General features: G+C 73.6%; 14 protein-coding genes and 1 pseudogene. 8 read left to right on the forward strand and 7 right to left on the reverse strand.

Annotated elements, in window-relative coordinates; all coding sequences use genetic code 11:
* Nucleotides 1–25 precede the first annotated feature (25 nt).
* Nucleotides 26–448 carry an arsenate reductase ArsC gene (locus ACH4RG_RS20445; RefSeq protein ID WP_397917783.1) on the forward strand — a complete coding sequence of 141 codons (423 nt, stop codon included), beginning with the start codon at nucleotides 26–28 and terminating at the stop codon, nucleotides 446–448.
* 40 nt (nucleotides 449–488) lie between these two features.
* Here ACH4RG_RS20445 and ACH4RG_RS20450 read toward each other — a convergent pair whose 3' ends face one another.
* Both ACH4RG_RS20450 and ACH4RG_RS20455 read right to left on the reverse strand, forming a co-directional pair.
* Nucleotides 489–1,190, reverse strand: coding sequence for a 2-phosphosulfolactate phosphatase (locus ACH4RG_RS20450; protein ID WP_397917784.1), 702 nt, complete (start codon nucleotides 1,188–1,190; stop codon nucleotides 489–491).
* 119 nt (nucleotides 1,191–1,309) lie between these two features.
* On the reverse strand, nucleotides 1,310–2,185 hold the full coding sequence (locus ACH4RG_RS20455; protein WP_398539931.1) for a LysR family transcriptional regulator: 876 nt from the start codon (nucleotides 2,183–2,185) through the stop codon (nucleotides 1,310–1,312).
* Nucleotides 2,186–2,380: 195 nt separating this feature from the next.
* Here ACH4RG_RS20455 and ACH4RG_RS20460 point away from each other — a divergent pair, with 195 nt between their 5' ends.
* On the forward strand, nucleotides 2,381–3,379 hold the full coding sequence (locus ACH4RG_RS20460) for an EamA family transporter (protein WP_397927274.1): 999 nt from the start codon (nucleotides 2,381–2,383) through the stop codon (nucleotides 3,377–3,379).
* A 389-nt stretch (nucleotides 3,380–3,768) separates the two neighbouring features.
* Here the strand turns inward: ACH4RG_RS20460 and ACH4RG_RS20465 are convergent, their stop codons facing one another.
* Together ACH4RG_RS20465 and ACH4RG_RS20470 are read right to left on the reverse strand one after the other, a co-directional pair.
* Nucleotides 3,769–4,182, reverse strand: a complete 414-nt coding sequence (locus tag ACH4RG_RS20465) for a hypothetical protein (protein WP_397927438.1) — start codon at nucleotides 4,180–4,182, stop codon at nucleotides 3,769–3,771.
* 72 nt (nucleotides 4,183–4,254) lie between these two features.
* A pseudogene (locus tag ACH4RG_RS20470) lies at nucleotides 4,255–4,508 on the reverse strand (amidinotransferase); the annotation flags it as partial.
* A 212-nt stretch (nucleotides 4,509–4,720) separates the two neighbouring features.
* On the opposite strand from ACH4RG_RS20470, the gene ACH4RG_RS20475 reads away from it, so the two are divergent.
* From ACH4RG_RS20475 to ACH4RG_RS20485, 3 genes are all read left to right on the forward strand, one after another.
* Nucleotides 4,721–6,289 (forward strand): amidohydrolase, encoded by a 1,569-nt coding sequence (locus ACH4RG_RS20475; RefSeq protein WP_397917787.1) that lies wholly within the window; start codon nucleotides 4,721–4,723, stop codon nucleotides 6,287–6,289.
* A gap of 142 nt (nucleotides 6,290–6,431) precedes the next feature.
* Nucleotides 6,432–6,650, forward strand: a complete 219-nt coding sequence (locus tag ACH4RG_RS20480; RefSeq protein WP_397917788.1) for a hypothetical protein — start codon at nucleotides 6,432–6,434, stop codon at nucleotides 6,648–6,650.
* A gap of 344 nt (nucleotides 6,651–6,994) precedes the next feature.
* A complete protein-coding gene (locus ACH4RG_RS20485) occupies nucleotides 6,995–8,203 on the forward strand; it encodes an undecaprenyl/decaprenyl-phosphate alpha-N-acetylglucosaminyl 1-phosphate transferase (RefSeq protein WP_397917789.1) in 1,209 nt (402 codons plus the stop codon).
* 17 nt (nucleotides 8,204–8,220) lie between these two features.
* On the opposite strand, the gene ACH4RG_RS20490 is transcribed toward ACH4RG_RS20485, so the two are convergent.
* A complete protein-coding gene (locus tag ACH4RG_RS20490; RefSeq protein WP_397917790.1) occupies nucleotides 8,221–9,108 on the reverse strand; it encodes a glycosyltransferase family 2 protein in 888 nt (295 codons plus the stop codon).
* 69 nt (nucleotides 9,109–9,177) lie between these two features.
* Here ACH4RG_RS20490 and ACH4RG_RS20495 point away from each other — a divergent pair, with 69 nt between their 5' ends.
* The 3 genes from ACH4RG_RS20495 (at nucleotide 9,178) to ACH4RG_RS20505 (ending at nucleotide 13,268) form a co-directional block, all read left to right on the forward strand.
* Nucleotides 9,178–11,397, forward strand: a complete 2,220-nt coding sequence (locus ACH4RG_RS20495; RefSeq protein ID WP_398539932.1) for a hypothetical protein — start codon at nucleotides 9,178–9,180, stop codon at nucleotides 11,395–11,397.
* 153 nt (nucleotides 11,398–11,550) lie between these two features.
* A complete protein-coding gene (locus ACH4RG_RS20500) occupies nucleotides 11,551–12,549 on the forward strand; it encodes a metallophosphoesterase family protein (RefSeq protein ID WP_397917792.1) in 999 nt (332 codons plus the stop codon).
* A complete protein-coding gene (locus ACH4RG_RS20505; protein WP_398162670.1) occupies nucleotides 12,546–13,268 on the forward strand; it encodes a 4'-phosphopantetheinyl transferase in 723 nt (240 codons plus the stop codon). The genes ACH4RG_RS20500 and ACH4RG_RS20505 overlap by 4 nt, the downstream gene beginning before the upstream one ends.
* 401 nt (nucleotides 13,269–13,669) lie before the next feature.
* Here ACH4RG_RS20505 and ACH4RG_RS20510 read toward each other — a convergent pair whose 3' ends face one another.
* Entirely contained in the window at nucleotides 13,670–14,332 is a 663-nt protein-coding gene (locus tag ACH4RG_RS20510; protein WP_397917794.1) for a hypothetical protein, read from the reverse strand.
* A gap of 108 nt (nucleotides 14,333–14,440) precedes the next feature.
* Nucleotides 14,441–14,806, reverse strand: coding sequence for a tetratricopeptide repeat protein (locus ACH4RG_RS20515; RefSeq protein WP_397917795.1), 366 nt, complete (start codon nucleotides 14,804–14,806; stop codon nucleotides 14,441–14,443).
* Nucleotides 14,807–14,833 lie beyond the last annotated feature (27 nt).

Here is a 14,833-nt window from a genome sequence, read left to right on the forward strand (position 1 = left end):
CGTGCGACGGGAGAGAGTGATCACCATGGCAGCCTCCTCCGGCCGGCCGTCCGTCCTGTTCGTCTGCGTCCACAACGCCGGCCGCTCCCAGATGGCCGCCGCCTGGCTCACCCACCTGGCCGGGGACCGTGTCGAGGTCCGCTCCGCTGGCTCGGACCCCGGAGACGCCGTCAACGCCGCCGCCGTCGAGGCGATGGCCGAGGTGGGGATCGACATCTCCGCCGAGAGGCCGAAGGTGCTCACCGTCGACGCGGTCCGCGAGTCCGACGTCTGCGTCACAATGGGCTGCGGCGACACCTGCCCGGTCTTCCCCGGCAAGCGCTACCTCGACTGGAAGCTGGAGGACCCGGCCGGTCGCGGTGTGGCCGCCGTCCGCCCGATCCGCGACGAGATCAGGACCCTCGTCGAGGGGCTGATCGCCGAGATCGCGCCGGAGGCGTCGGCCTAGGTGCGCCGGCCCGCAGGGCCGTTGACCCGGCCGGACTTGATCATGGCGAAGCCTCGTCGCCCGGCGCGGGCGCGGCGCACGGCCGGAGGACCATCAACGAGTCCTCCGGCGACGCGACCATGGCGAAGGGGAACCGGTCGAGTTCGAGGCAGAGTGCGACGTCGTCCGGATGGGCTCCCTGCCGTACGCCCTCCGTCAGTTCGGCGGCGGCGCGCGACCGGGCGGCGCGGCGCAGGAACGGGGTCGCGTCGGTCCCGCCGCCGTCGGTCCTTCGCGCGATGTACTGAGCGCACGCCAGATCCTCCTCGGCGCGCCCCTCCTCGCCGGTGACCACGAACGTGACGTCGTCACAGCCGCGTTGACGCAGGAGCCGAGCCGTCGCTCCCGCCACCACGAAGCCGGCGCACAGCACCAGCGACGCCTCCGCGACCGCGAGGGCGCCGACCGTCCCCGCCGTGGTCTTCTGTACGACGCTCCGTCCACCGAGGTCGAGGGATCGCAGCAGGCCGGGTGAGTTGACGGTGTCGAAGCCGGGTGCGGGCGGCCCGTCCTTGAGGGCCACCCAATCGGGATGGCGCGCCTTGAGCGCCAGCGCGGCGGCAGGGGACTCGGCCAGGACGATCTTCTCCGCGCCCCGGCCGAACGCCCAGGCGGCCACAGTGAACGCCCGCATGACGTCGACCACGACCGCCACGGACGGAGTTTCGGCCAGCTCGGCGATGCCGAGGAATCGAGCTTCCATCCGGCCATGATCGCGCATGTTCGTCCGGAGCACCCGGAAAGTGGGGCGGTTCACAGCGGCCGTCCCGGAGCGCGGGACCAGCCGGTCGCGGCGGCCCGGGCCCCCGGAGTGCCCCGCGGTCACTCCGCCTCGATGCCCAGGAGCTCGAGGAAGGCCGCTGCCGCCGGGGTTCGGCTCTCCCGGCCCCAGATCACGTACTCAACGCGGGTCGGCGCGTCCGTGACCTCGATCGTGGTCACTCCGGCGAGGCCGGCGACGTACGCGGGCGGGAGCAGGGCCACACCGAGGCCGGCGGCGACCAGCCGGGCCAGGTAGTCGGCGTTCGTCACCTCGAAGGCGACCTCGCGGGTGAGGCCGGCGGCGGCGAAGGCGAGATCGGACTGTGCTCGGCCGGCGGTCTTCGCCGGAAGGTCCACGAACACCTCCGAGGACAGCCGACGAAGGTCGACCGAGGACTCGCCGGCGAGCGGGTGGGCCGGGGAGACCACGGCGATCAGCCGCTCCCTGGCCAGCTCCCGGGCCTGGACACCCCGGGGCCGGACCGTGACCGGGACGCCGAGAAAGGCCACCTCGATCTCGCTCCTCCTGACCTGCTCGACGAGATCCTCGCTCGCCCCGACGCTGAGGCTGACCCGGGCCCTGGGGTGGCGCCGGTGGAAGTCCCTGAGTACGGAGGGGAGGTCCACGGCGGCGACGGTGGGGATCAGACCCACCGAGAGGCGCCCGCGCACCTCCCCGACGGCCGCCGCCACTTCGGCCGCGGCCCGCTCCGCCGCGTCCAGGCACTGGCGCGCAGCGGGCAGGAACGCCATACCTGCCGAGGTCAACCGGACCCGGCGGCTGCTGCGTTCGAAGAGCCTGGCGCCCAACTCCTTCTCCAGGCGCGCGATCTGGTGGCTGAGCGCTGACTGGACCACCAGACAGCGCTGGGCGGCCCTCGTGAAGTTGTTCGTCTCGGCCACGGCGATCACGTACCGCATCTGCTGGAGCTCCATGGATCCATCGTGAATCGAGATTCATCAGGTGACAAGCATGTGTTGGACTCATGGATGGCCCCGGCCCGACACTGATGACGACCGCACACGGCAGGATCCCCCTGGGCCCGACCTCTTCGGTCGGCCACGCGACCGGGGCTCTTCCGGCGCGCCCGAAAGCGGAGCCGCCGTGATCCCCCGTGACCGCGAGGCGAGATGACGAGCAGACAGAACATACGCACGGCAGCCCTGACCGGTCTCGCTCCGGCGGTCTGGGGCAGCACCTACCTGATCGCCACCGAACTGCTGCCACCGGACCGGCCGCTCCTGGCGACCACCGTGCGGGCCCTGCCGGGCGGGCTGGTGCTGCTGGCCCTCGGACGGAGACTCCCCACCGGTGTCTGGTGGTGGCGTGCGCCGGTCCTCGGCGTACTGAACATCGGCGCCTTCAACTTCCTGCTCTTCCTCGCCGCCTATCGGCTGCCGGGCGGCATCGCCGCCGTGATCATGTCGGCCCAGCCCATGTTCGTCGTGGTCCTCGCCGCCCTCTTCCTCGGCGACAGGGTCAGGGCCCGCCACGCCCTGGCCTGCGCCATGGGAGCCGGGGGAGTGGCGCTGCTGGTCTTCAGGGGCGCGGTGCCGCTCGACGTCCTCGGTGTCCTCGCGGCCGTCGGCGGTGCGCTGTGCATGGCCCTGGGCATCACGTTGACCAAGCGGTGGGGCCGACCGGAAGGCGTCGGTCTGCTGACGTTCACCGGGTGGCAACTCACGGCGGGCGGACTGGTCCTGCTGCCGTTCTGGCTGTCGCTGGAAGGACTGCCGGACGGGCTCACCGGATCGAACCTCATCGGGTTCGCCCACCTCATCATCCTGGGCGCGGTCCTGAGCTACTTCGTCTGGTTCCGGGGCATCGAGCGCCTGCCCGCCGTCGCCGTCTCCTTCCTCGCGCTGGGCAGTCCGGTCGTGGCGACCTTGCTGGGCTACCTGGTCAAGGGCGAGACGCTGTCCGCCCTCCAGATCGTCGGCATGGCCGTGATCCTCGGTGCGGTCGTGCTCGGCCAGCGCCCGGCGCCGGGGGGACGTAGCCGCAGTGCCGCGTCACCTCGGGGCGGGCGGCGGCACGATGTGCACGCGGCCGGGGCCGACGTGGGCGAGCCCCCGAAACGTATCCGGTCGCCAGGACGGCGGCCGGACCGACGAACTCCGCCGCGTTGAGCCATGCGTGAAGCGGTTGCGCAGCCATACTCCGTCGCGCTGCCGCTCGACGGCCCGGTAGCCCCGGTCGGACAGCTCGGCCAGGTGCCGGCCCTGGGTCCCGTACGCGCACATGGTCTCCGCCCCGTGTACCGCCTCGATGACACTCTGTCCGCGCGCGGACTCCAGCCCGCGGATGTCCCCGTACACCTGGAGGGTCCCGCCGAGGAAGCCGCGGGTGGCCAGGACGTGGACGGGAAGGCAGACCAGGCCCGCCAGGGCGAGGCGGGCTCGACGACCGCGAGCCCCACCAGGCTCAGACCGATGGTGAAGGCCGCGCCGGTCACCTCGGGGGCGGTCACGGTCATCGCCGACAACGAGCGGCCGGTCGGTGGAGACCGAGCCCGGATTCAGGGCAGCCTCGGCCAGGGCTTCGACGGAGGGCCGTACGCCTCCGACAGCGCGTTTCGGACGGCTTGTCGCCCCGCTTGCCGGAACGCACGGGGGTGGGAGTCCACTTCGTGCACCTTGATGGACCGCAGGACGACCGCGACCGCCACCGTGGTGCCGGGGTTCAGCTTCGCGAGCTCCTCCAACTCCTCGCGTACGCCGGAACCGAAGGCCGCGTGCAGCTCTGCGACCTCGGCGTCCGGCCAGCCCGGCACCGTGCACGCGTCCGCCGTCTCGAACTGCACGCCTTCCTCCCAGGGCTCGAAGTCCGCCACCGCCAGGGCGAAGGAGGACGGGCAGCCGGCCTGACGGGCGTACACGGCCTTGACAGCGGACAGGGGGCGGGGAGGGAAGGTCCTCGGCTCGGCGGTCATGCACGCCACGGTATCGACCCCCCGGCGGCCTCCCCACGGAATTTCCGCGGGGAGGCCGCCGGCTCGGGCGTCCCGGCGCAGCTCCGGGGTGCGGCACTTCGGGCCGTCGGCGGCCTCGAGGAGTTCCGACAGGTCCACGCCGACCGGGCGGAACCCGCGCTCGCGCAGCTGTCCGGCCGGATCCGTCGCGTTCTGCGGCAGGACCACGCCGTACCCGTCCGACGCCGCGTTCAGCCCGAACGCGGAGCGTCGGCGGCGGAGGCCAGGAGGACGTCCGGGAAGAGACGCCGCAGTACGGCCGGGCTGCCGGGGGAGAAGGCGGCCGGAGAGGGGCGAACGTTCTCTCGCCGAGCGCCGCATGCGTCAGGCCGTGCCCGGGTCCGAGCCGGGTCCGAGTCCGGGGACCGATGGTGCCCGCCGCACCCCGGCGCTACATTCCGGGCGGGCGGGAGCCCTCGGCGGCGATGCCGCACAGCCGTACGGCTCCGAGAAACCCCGCGCCCGCACAGCACACCGGACTCCGACGGACGGACTGCCCATGCTCTGTACGCGACTGACCAACGCGCGCATCCTCACGATGGACCCCCGGCACCCCGTCGCCCACGACCTGGGTATCTGGCGGGGGCGGGTCGTCGGTGTGGACGATGCGGTGACGTCCCTGCCCGCCCGCGAGGTCGTCGACCTGGACGGCGCCACCGTGCTGCCCGGTTTCATCGACAGCCATGTCCACCTGGCCTGGGCCGGGTTGAAGGCCCGCACACCGAGCATCGCCCCGTGCGAGCGGGTCGAGGACATCCTCGCCGTCGTGGCCGCGGCGGCCCGGCGGCCGGCCCCTGCCGGCGCCTGGGTGGACGTCGCCGGGTACGACCAGCGGGCCCTGGGCCGGCATCTGACCGCCGCCGAGCTGGACCGGGTCAGTCACGGCCGCAAGGTCCTCCTGATGCACGACTCCGGGCACGCGTGCGTCGTCAACACCGCCGTACTGGAGCTCCTGCCGGACGGAACGCCGCACGAGGACGGCTTCCTCGCCGAGAGCGCCATGACCACCGCCCGCCGGCTGCGGCTGCCCTACTCCCAGGAAGAGCTGGCCGACGCGATCGAGCTCGCCGCCCGAGGCTGCCTCGACGAGGGGATCACGGCCTGCGCCGAAGCGGGCATAGGCGGCGGGCTCCTCGGTCACAGCCCCGTCGAACTGGGCGCCTACCAACTGCTCCGGGACCGCGGCCGACTGCCCCTGCGGGTCCAGCTCATGGCGTCCGGCGACACCCTGCGCCCCCGCGCCACCCATGCCGACGACGGCTTCCCCCGGGCCCTGGACCTCGGCCTGCGCACCGGGTTCGGCGACGACTGGCTGTCCCTGGGCGCTCTGAAGATCTACACCGACGGCGGGATGATGGCGCGCACGGCGGCGCTCACCTCCCCATATGTGGGCACGACCGACAACGTCGGCCGTTTCCAGGACGACCCCGACCTTCTCGGTGACCTCATCGTCGACGGCCACCTCGCGGGCTGGCAGCTCGCCGTCCACGCCATCGGCGACCGCGCCGCCGACCTCGCCCTGGACGCCCTGGAGCGGGCCCAGAGGCTCCGTCCCCGCCCGGACGCGCGCCACCGCGTCGAACATGCCGGACTGATCCGCCCGGACCAACTGCCCCGGTTCGCCGAGCTCGACGTGAGTGCCGTGGTCCAGCCCGGCTTCCTGCGCTGCTTCGGCGACGACTACGCGACGGTGATGGGGGAGGAGCGGGCCGGCTGGCTGTACCGGGGCCGGGGCTTCCTGGACCACGGCGTCGCCCTCGTCGGCAGCTCGGACCGCCCCGTCGCGGACGGTTCGCCGCTGCGGGCGATCCAGTTCATGGTCGAACGCGCCTCCGCGTCGGGCCGCCTCGTCGGCCCGGGCGAGGCCGTCACCGTCGACGAGGCGCTGCGGGCCTACACGGTCGCCGGCGCCCGTGCCTGCCGCTGGGAGGCGTCGGCGGGCGCCCTCTCGCCGGGGCTGCGTGCCGACCTGGTGGTGCTGGGCGACGACCCGCACCGCGTGGAGCCCTCGCGGATCGGGGACATCGAGATCGTCGGGACCTTCGTGGACGGCCGGAACAGCCGTTAGGGTCGGCGTCATGCGTGGGGAGAAGGCGGAGAACGGGGCGAGCGCCGCGTGGGTGGCCGTCGTGTCGTGCGAGAACCTGCCGGGCTGTCCCCGGCCCCCGGCGGCCCTCCGCGCCTGACTGCGGGACCGTGGCGTCGACTGGATGCCCTTCGCCGGGAATCTCGTCCGCTTCGATCTTCTCTGCTATGCCGGCGTGGACGGGCGCCGGCGCGGTCAGTACGTCGTCCGGGTCCGCGCGGACGCGCTGCGCGTCCTGGGCCTGCACCCCGATCAGCCCACCGCCGCGGTCGCCGGTCCCTCTCCGCCCCGCTGGTGGCACGCCGCCGCCGAGCGCAACGCCGGACGGGGTCTCGGGTACTGACGGGTCATCCGCCCGTGCTCTTCCCCAACTTCTCTCACACCGACGCCCTTTGAAGGCTGAAGGATGGTCGGCCCAGCTCCTTCCCGTAGTCGGGTGACAGCCGGTGACCGTTCCGGACGCAGTCCGGAGGAGGTTCGGGTGGAGCGCGGTGGCAGAACAATGCGTCGCTCTTTTCGTGTTATTTAGGGTGAATGCGGACATCGGCCCGTAGGTTGGGGAGAAACGCCACCCGAGTGGCGTCCCGTGTCCCCCGACCCGCAACCGGCCCGGGACCGGGCGGCCGCCGTTCCACCGGCCGCTCGGAGCCCCGCGCCGCAGGTCATGAACGAGGAAAGGCAGGGCAGGTGAACGTGCTGGGGATCATCGCCTCCGGTGTGGCCGCGCTGTTCATCACGGTCGCACTCGCCAAGGTCGTCCGCCGTGCGGCCCTCCGCCCCCACGCCCCGGACGAACCGGGCGGGCGGGCTCCACGGGCCGCGGCGCTGCGCAGGACAGGCGGTGCCACGGTCGTGCTCGGCGTCGGCACGGCAGTCGGCGGGGCCCTGTGGTTCGGCGCGGTGGACGACTCCGCCGGCTCCGTCGCGGGGGCGCTCGCCGGGGCCGCGATCGTCGCCGCCCTGGGGCTCGTCCACGACCTGAAGCCGTTCCGGGCCGCTCTCCGACTCCCCGTGCAGACGGCCGCCGCGGTCCTCGTCGTCTGCCTCGCAGGTCTGTCACCGGCGGCGGGCGTCCTGGCCGTGCTCTGGATCGTCCTCCTCACCAACGCGTTCGCCTTGCTCGACCACGCCGACGGACTGTTGACCACCGTCGGGCTGGTCACCGCCGCCGGGCTGCTCGCGTGCGCCGCCGTCGGCGGGAGCCCCGCCCTCGCCCTGCTTCCGGCGGCCCTGGTGGCCGGCCTGGCCGGCTTCCTGCTCCACAACTGGCACCCCGCCCGCCTCCGGCTCGGCGCATCCGGTGCGCAGTTCACCGGATTCGCGCTGGCGGCCTCCGGCGCGCTGATCCAGACGGCAGCCCCGTCGGGCCGGGCCGCCTGGGCCGCGCTGCCGGTCCTGGCGACGGTGGCCCTCGCCGACACCGCCCTGGTCCTGGTCTCCCGCCGCCGCGCCGCGCGTTCCCTGCTGTGCGACACGGACGACCACATCGCGCACCGTCTGCGCCGGGTCCGCGTCACCGTGCCGGGCACGGCGGTCCTCCTCGGCCTGTGGGCGGCGGTGCCGGTCACCACCGCGACGCTGGTGTACGCGGAACTGCTGCACCCCGCGCTCCTCCTCCCGCCGCTGGCCGGGACTGCGGCCGCCGTCTTCGCGCTGCTGAGGATTCCGGCGTACGCACCGCTCCGCACAGCCCGCCCCCGTATCGCCGCCCGGCGCACCACCGCGACCTCCACCGGCGCCGCGATCCCCTCCGCCGCCTCCGCACGGCGTGTCGCGGGCCCGGCTCCCGGGAAGAGGGCGCCCGCCGGCGCCGCCAGGACCGCCGGGGGGCACCCCACCGTGCCGCCCCCGCCCACCGGCCGGTCCGCCGCAGCGGTGGCCGCCGAGCGAAGCTGACGCCGCCCGGCCCCCGATCACCCCCGCAGCCGGCCGAGCGTGGCGCGGGCCGCGGCGCGCGCGTACGGGGCGAGCATCAGATACGGCGCCCATGGCCAGGTGTGCCGCAGGCAGTACACCCACCACGGGCGGAGCGGCAGCTCCTGTACGGAGGTCACGCGGCGCAGCGCCTCCCGGACACCGATCCCCGGCTCCCGGGATCGGGGAGCATGCGGTCCGCCCACGCACTCACCGGCATGTCCCGGGGCGACGAACGCGGTCACCCCGGCCCGCCGCGCCCGGCAGCCGTGGTCGTAGTCGCCCATCCGGTGGCGGAAGACCTTGTCCGGGTCCCCTACGAGGTCGTACACGGCACGGGGGAGCAGGACCACGCGCCCGTCGTACGTGTCGCAGGGCTCGGGCCGGTGCTCGCCGGGCTCGACGAGGGTCAGGGAACGGCCCCGCCGGCCGGAGTACACCGTGTCCCCGTACGCGTTCCGTACCGCGCCCACGACGACGGTCCCGGGCCCGGCCGCCCCGGCCGTCCGCAGCAGGTTCGCGAGGGCGTCCGGGAAGAGTTCGACGCCGTCGTCGAGCCAGAGCTGATGCGTCCACGAGTGGGTCGGCCCGCCGGGCTCGCCGCCGAGTGGACCGCCGCCCCCGCCGCCGCTGCGGCTGTTGCGGCTCGCGACGCGCAGCGCCAGGTTGGGGGGCGTGTCCGCGCCCATCGACATGACCTCCACCGCCGGATGCCGCAGCCGGACCACCTCCGGCGTACCGTCGGTGCTGCCGGTGTCCACGAGATGCACGCCGAGCGTCGTCCCGGCGGGGAGCCCGCGCTGCTCCTCCAGGGCGCGCAGCGCGGACAGCGTGCGCGCACGGCGGTCGTGACTCGTCATCAGCACGGCCAGGTGAACGCGGTGCACAGTGGGCTCCTCAGCTCCTGAATCTCATCATTCACGCATAGAAGCTGATATTCCGCATAGGCTGGCCGAGTGAGTGCCGAGCCGACTGTGAACCCGCTCGAGCCGTCATGGGGACCCGCGCCCCCGCGCCGGCCCGGCCGCCCCGTGCCGGTGCTCGCCTTCCTGCTGGCCGTCCTGTGCGTGACGACGGTCGCCCTGACGGCGACCGTCCGGTCCACGGTCGCCTCGCCCGGCTTCTACCAGGCGGTGCTGGACGAGGAGTCGGCCTACGACCGGCTCTACACCGAGGTGCTCGTGGACCCGGAGATCTCGCCCGTCACCCGCGAGCTGCTCGCGCGCCTGCCCGTGCCCGAGGCGCTGGTGACGTCGAACGTCAAGGTCGTGCTGCCGCCCGCCACGGTCCGGGCCCTCACCGACCAGCAGATCGAGGCGGTGACCGGCTATCTGCGCGGCGACCGTGACGAGTTCCGGCCGACCGTCGACCTGGCCCCGGTGCTGGAGAACCTCGCCGACCTCGCCCGCGTCTACTTCGGCGATCTGGTGGCCAGTATCCAGGGGAGCGACCGGCCGGACTTCGAACGGTTCGCCGCCGACCTCGTCACGGCGCTCGACGCGCTCAAGGAGGGCCGTGCCCCCAACCTGCCCAAGCTGCCGCTCACCGAGGACCAGGCCGGCCGGGCCGCCGACGCCCTCCTCGCGACGGTCCCGGAGCGGGATCGGGCGGCGCTGCGTCCCGAGATCGAGGTGGCCCTGGGGGAGGGAGACGTATCGACCGCGCTGGCGGTCACCGCTGCCGCCGCGCTCTCCGAGGGTTCACGGACCGCCGCGGCCGGCCTCCGCACCACTCTCCAGGACGGTACGTGGGACCTCACCGGCACCCTGACCAGCGTCGGGGCGGACCTCACGGACCTGGAGCGGGCCCGTGGCGCCGTCAGGCTCCTGACCCTGCTCCAGGTCCTCGCCCTCACCGTCGCCCTGGCCGCGCTCGCGACGCTCTGGCTCACCGGTCCCGCCGCCCCGGCCCGCCGGCTGATGCGACTGGGGCAGGCGCTCGCCTGCGCGGGAGGCCTGACCGCCGCGGCCGTGCTTCTGGCCCGGCTGGCCACCGGAGGACGCCTCCTCACTACACCGGCCTCCTGGGCGCCGAGCGTCGCCGCGCTCGTCGACGACCTCCAGCGCAACGCCGTGGACCAGGCGGTCGCGACCGGGCTGAGCGCCGCCCTCACGGCCCTCGTCGGCGGCGTGCTCCTCACGGGCGTGGGCTGGGCGTTCCTGGTGCGCCCGGGGCGGATGCCGGCCCCGGCCCCGACGGCGGTGCGGACGACGGCGGCGGGCGTGGCCTGTGCCGCACTGGCCGGCGTACTGCTCGTGCCGCCCGTGTTCGGCCCGTCCGCACCCCGCCAGTGCCTGGGCAGCAGCCGCCTGTGCGAACTGCGCTACGACGAAGCCGCCTACCTCACCTCGCACAACGCCATGTCCACCACCGCGGACCGGTTCATCGGCCCTCTCCAGGACCCCGACATCACCACCCAGCTCAACACGGGCGTCCGGGCCCTCCAGCTCGACACGTACCGCTGGGAGCGCCCGCAGGACATCGCCGGGCGTCTCGACTCGCCCGAGTTCACCCCCGAGCAACGGCGCCTGATCACCGGCGCCATCGACCGGGCGAACCCGCCGCGCGAGGGACTGTGGCTCTGCCACGGCGTCTGCCGCGCCGGGGCCGTCGAACTGGTCCCGGCCCTGGAGGACATCGGCGACTGGCTGCGAGCCCACCCGACCGAGATCGTGACGATCATCGTCCAGGACGACATCAGCCCCGAGGACACCGAGGAGGCGTTCCGCGCCGCCGGCCTGGAGGGCCTCCTGCACACCCCCTCGGTTGATCCTGACGCCCCGTGGCCCACCCTGGCGGAGATGATCGACAGCGGCCGCCGACTGGTGGTGTTCGCCGAGAAGGCCGACGGCCCGGCACTCTGGTACCGCAACTTCTACCGGTACGGGATGGAGACCCCGTTCGCCTTCCGGAGCCCCTCCGAGATGACGTGCGAACCCCACCGGGGCGGCACCGGGAAGCAGCTCTTCCTGCTCAACCACTTCATCACGAACGCGGGCGGCAGCCGCCTGGACGCCGGCCGCGTCAACGCCCGGGACTGGGTCCTGGAGCGGGCCCGTGCCTGCGAGGCGGAACGCGGCAGTCCGGTCACCTTCATCGCTGTCGACTACACGACGGTGGGCGACGCACTCGGTGCGGTGAACGAGCTGAACTCCCGCCGGGCGGAAGGCGACTGACAGGACATCGGCGCCGGTACGCCCCCGTCGACGTGCCCGCCGTCCGAAACCCCGGGGGAACCGGGAGGGGAGCGTGAGAGGCTACGTTCCCAGCGGCTCCCCACCGTGCGGACGGAGCCCGACCACTGCCGACAGATCGGGAAAACAGCGCCCATGACGCCTCCGAGCGACCCCGCACCGCACGGTGCCCCCGCCGACGTTCCCGCCCCCGCCGACGTTCCCGCCTCCGGCGACGGGCCCCGACAGCAGCGCGCGGGCCGTCTGCTGGCCGTGAGCGACCTGCACGCCGCGGTGACCGACAACCGGGCCATCGTGGAGTCCCTGCACCCGACGTCCGACGCGGACTGGCTGATCGTCGCCGGCGATGTGGCGGAGACGCCCGAGGACATCCGGTGGACGCTCGGACTCCTCGCGGAGCGCTTCGCCCACGTCATCTGGGCCCCCGGCAACCACGAGCTGTGGACCCTGGCCAAGGACCCGGTCCAACTGCGCGGCCAGGCCCGCTACGACCACCTCGTCGAGCTGTGCCGGGGCCTCGGGGTGACGACTCCGGAAGACCCGTTCCCGCTCTGGCCGGGCCCGGACGGACCGGTGGCGATCGCGCCCCTCTTCCTCCTGTACGACTACACCTTCCGCGCCCCGGGAACGCACACGAAGGAGGAGTCGCTGGCCGTCGCGCACGAGTCCGGCGTCGTCTGCAACGACGAATACCTCCTGCACTCGGACCCCTACCCGACGCGGGACGACTGGTGCCGCGCCCGGGTCGCCGCGACCGGGCGCCGGCTCGCGGAGCACGACCCCGAGATACCCCTCGTCCTCGCCGGGCACTGGCCGCTGGTCCGGGAGCCCACCTCGGTGATGTGGTACCCCGAGTTCGCCCAGTGGTGCGGAACCGAACTGACCGCCGACTGGCACCGGCGCTTCAACGTCACCGCCGTCGTCTACGGCCACCTCCACATCCCCCGTACGACGTGGTACGACGGGGTGCGCTTCGAGGAGGTCTCCATCGGTTACCCCAGGGAGTGGCGCGAGAGGGGACACCCACGAGGCCTGCTGCGGCAGATCCTCCCCTACGAGGGGCGATCCGCTCCACCGGCCCGCGCCGACGCCGAACCCTCCGCACAGCGGCGCGCCCCCGGAGGCTCCTCGTGATCGAGCGGCTGCTGCCCGCCGACGTCTCCTGTGCCGCCACCCGCGCGGAGACCGTCCCCGACGGAACCCTCTTCCCGGAGGAGGAGGCGCTGGTCGCCCAGAGCGTGGCCAAGCGCAGGAACGACTTCACGACGGCCCGCGCCTGCGCCCGGCGCGCCATGGCCGGCCTCGGTCTGCCACCTGTGGCCGTGCTCCACGGTCACCGGGGACGACCGCTGTGGCCCGAGGGAATCGTCGGCAGCCTCACCCACTGCGAGGGGTACCGGGCGGCCGCGCTGGCCCGCGCGAAGGGCGTACTGTCGCTCGGTATCGACGCGGAACCGCACGCACCGCTCCCCACCGGCGTACGGGAGTTGGTGACCCTGCCCGCCGAACGCGCGCGGATCGGCCTTCCGGCGCCGGAGGACGAGAGCGAAATCCACTGGGACCGCGTCCTGTTCAGTGCCAAGGAGAGCGTCTTCAAGACCTGGTACCCGGTCACGGGAATCGAACTCGACTTCGTTGAGGCAGACCTGACGTTCCAACGAACGGGCGGTCGAGCCGGCAAGGAGGACACGCCCCCCGGGGACATCGCTGTCGAGGGTACGTTCGCCGCGCGTCTGCTCCTCACGGACCCGGCCCTGCCGACCACGCTGCACGGGCAGTGGCGGATCGAGGACGGCATCGTCGCCACGGCCGTGCTGGTCCGGCCCGACTGGCGGGAGAGCGAGGGGGCGTGACGCCCGGTCGGCCGGGCTGTGCGAGGCATGCGCAGTACCGCTTGGCGGGCCGGGTCCGTACCGCGTGGCGTTCGGCCGGGCGTGGGGGCGGTGATCGGGCGGCCCGGCCCCACGTTCCACCGGCCTGGTCGTCCGCTGGGTTCGGTCGGCGTCAGCGGGGCGGCATCCAGCCGCCGGAAGGCTTCCGCCGCCAGCCCCCCGCCTGGACGGCCGCCGCGCGGACGGCGGCGGCCGCGGGCCACGGCCAGGACGTCCGCGCCGGGTGTGCACGGTCCGCCGAGGGAGTCCGGCCACCGTCCGATTCCGACGTCGGCAACCCCGACACCATCGGCGAGCGCACCGCTCGGTTCTTCCTGATGGTCGCCCCCGGCGGGCCTTCCTGTGCGGGCAGGCCGAGGCGGTCACGGTGCGGGGGCGGAGGCGTCGTGATCGCGGAGGCCGTCCTCCGTGCGGCGTGCCGCGTTGCCGACGATCCGTTCGAGGCTTTCCCGTACGTCGTGTTCCGTGCTCCCGTGCGGTGCGTACGCGGACACCGTGAGCACGAGGTCGCCGTTCCACAGGAGGAGGGTGCGGCCGGGGCGTCCCTGGTCGTCGGCCGGTATCGCGTAGGCGGCGGCGTGGACCTTCTCGGGCCCGCGTCCGTGGGCCCGGTCGAGGTCCTCCTTGACGCGGTACGCGTGACGGGCGGCCTCGGCGGCCTCGTACACCGACGCCCTGGTGCTGAGCTTCCAGAACGTGCCGTCGGACGCCCTCAGGTCCGCGAGGCAGCCGGTCTGCCGGTAGAGCGGCCGCGCGCCGTTCTCGCCGATGTCCTCCAGGGCGTCGGGGGAGGCGGAGTCGGTGGTGGTGCGGAGGGCGAAGCCCTCGGCGGGCGCCTCGTCCGTGAGGAGGTCGCAGGGTCTGCTGGTCCAGCTGTGGGTTCCCGGCGGGCGAGCGGTCCGCTCCGCCGCGTCCCGGTTCTTCCCGTCGTCTCCACCGGAGCAGCCGGCCGAAACCGCCACCGCCAGCCCGATGAGCGCGGCCGACCGCGCCCGGCCTAATGCGGCACTCCCCGATCCGTGCATCTTCCGCCCCTTCGTCCTGGAGATCCCATGGTCCGATGCTCGTATCGGCGAGTAAAGGAGACCGGGCCCGCACCGAGTGGTGGGGCCCGGCCGGTGGCACGGAACGGCTCAGGAGCGCGTGGCTCCGGGGCCGAAGTCTCCGGTGAGGGCGGCGGCTATCCGCAGGTGCGGCGCCGCGTCGGCGATCCGCCCCTGGCGCTCCAGCGTCCGGCCCAGCATCAGGCGCGCGTAGCTTTCCACCGGGTCGAGCTCCAGAACGGCCCGGAGCTCCTGCTCCGCCTTGCCCAGCCGGGCGGAGTGGTAGTAGGAGCGGGCCAGCAGCAGTCGCGGCGCGACCTGCTCCGGCGCTTCCTCGACGAGTCCGCCCAGGATCCGTGCGGCCGTCAGGTACTCCTTGGCCTCGAAGAACATCTGCGCCCGGTCCCACCGGTCGGCGGCGGTGCCGAACTCGTAGTAGGTCTCGGTCTCGCTCACGCGTCCTCCTTGATGTGGTGCGAGCCG

Origin of the sequence: Streptomyces sp. NPDC021019, assembly GCF_044333295.1 — a bacterium.
Classification (GTDB): Bacteria; Actinomycetota; Actinomycetes; order Streptomycetales; family Streptomycetaceae; genus Streptomyces.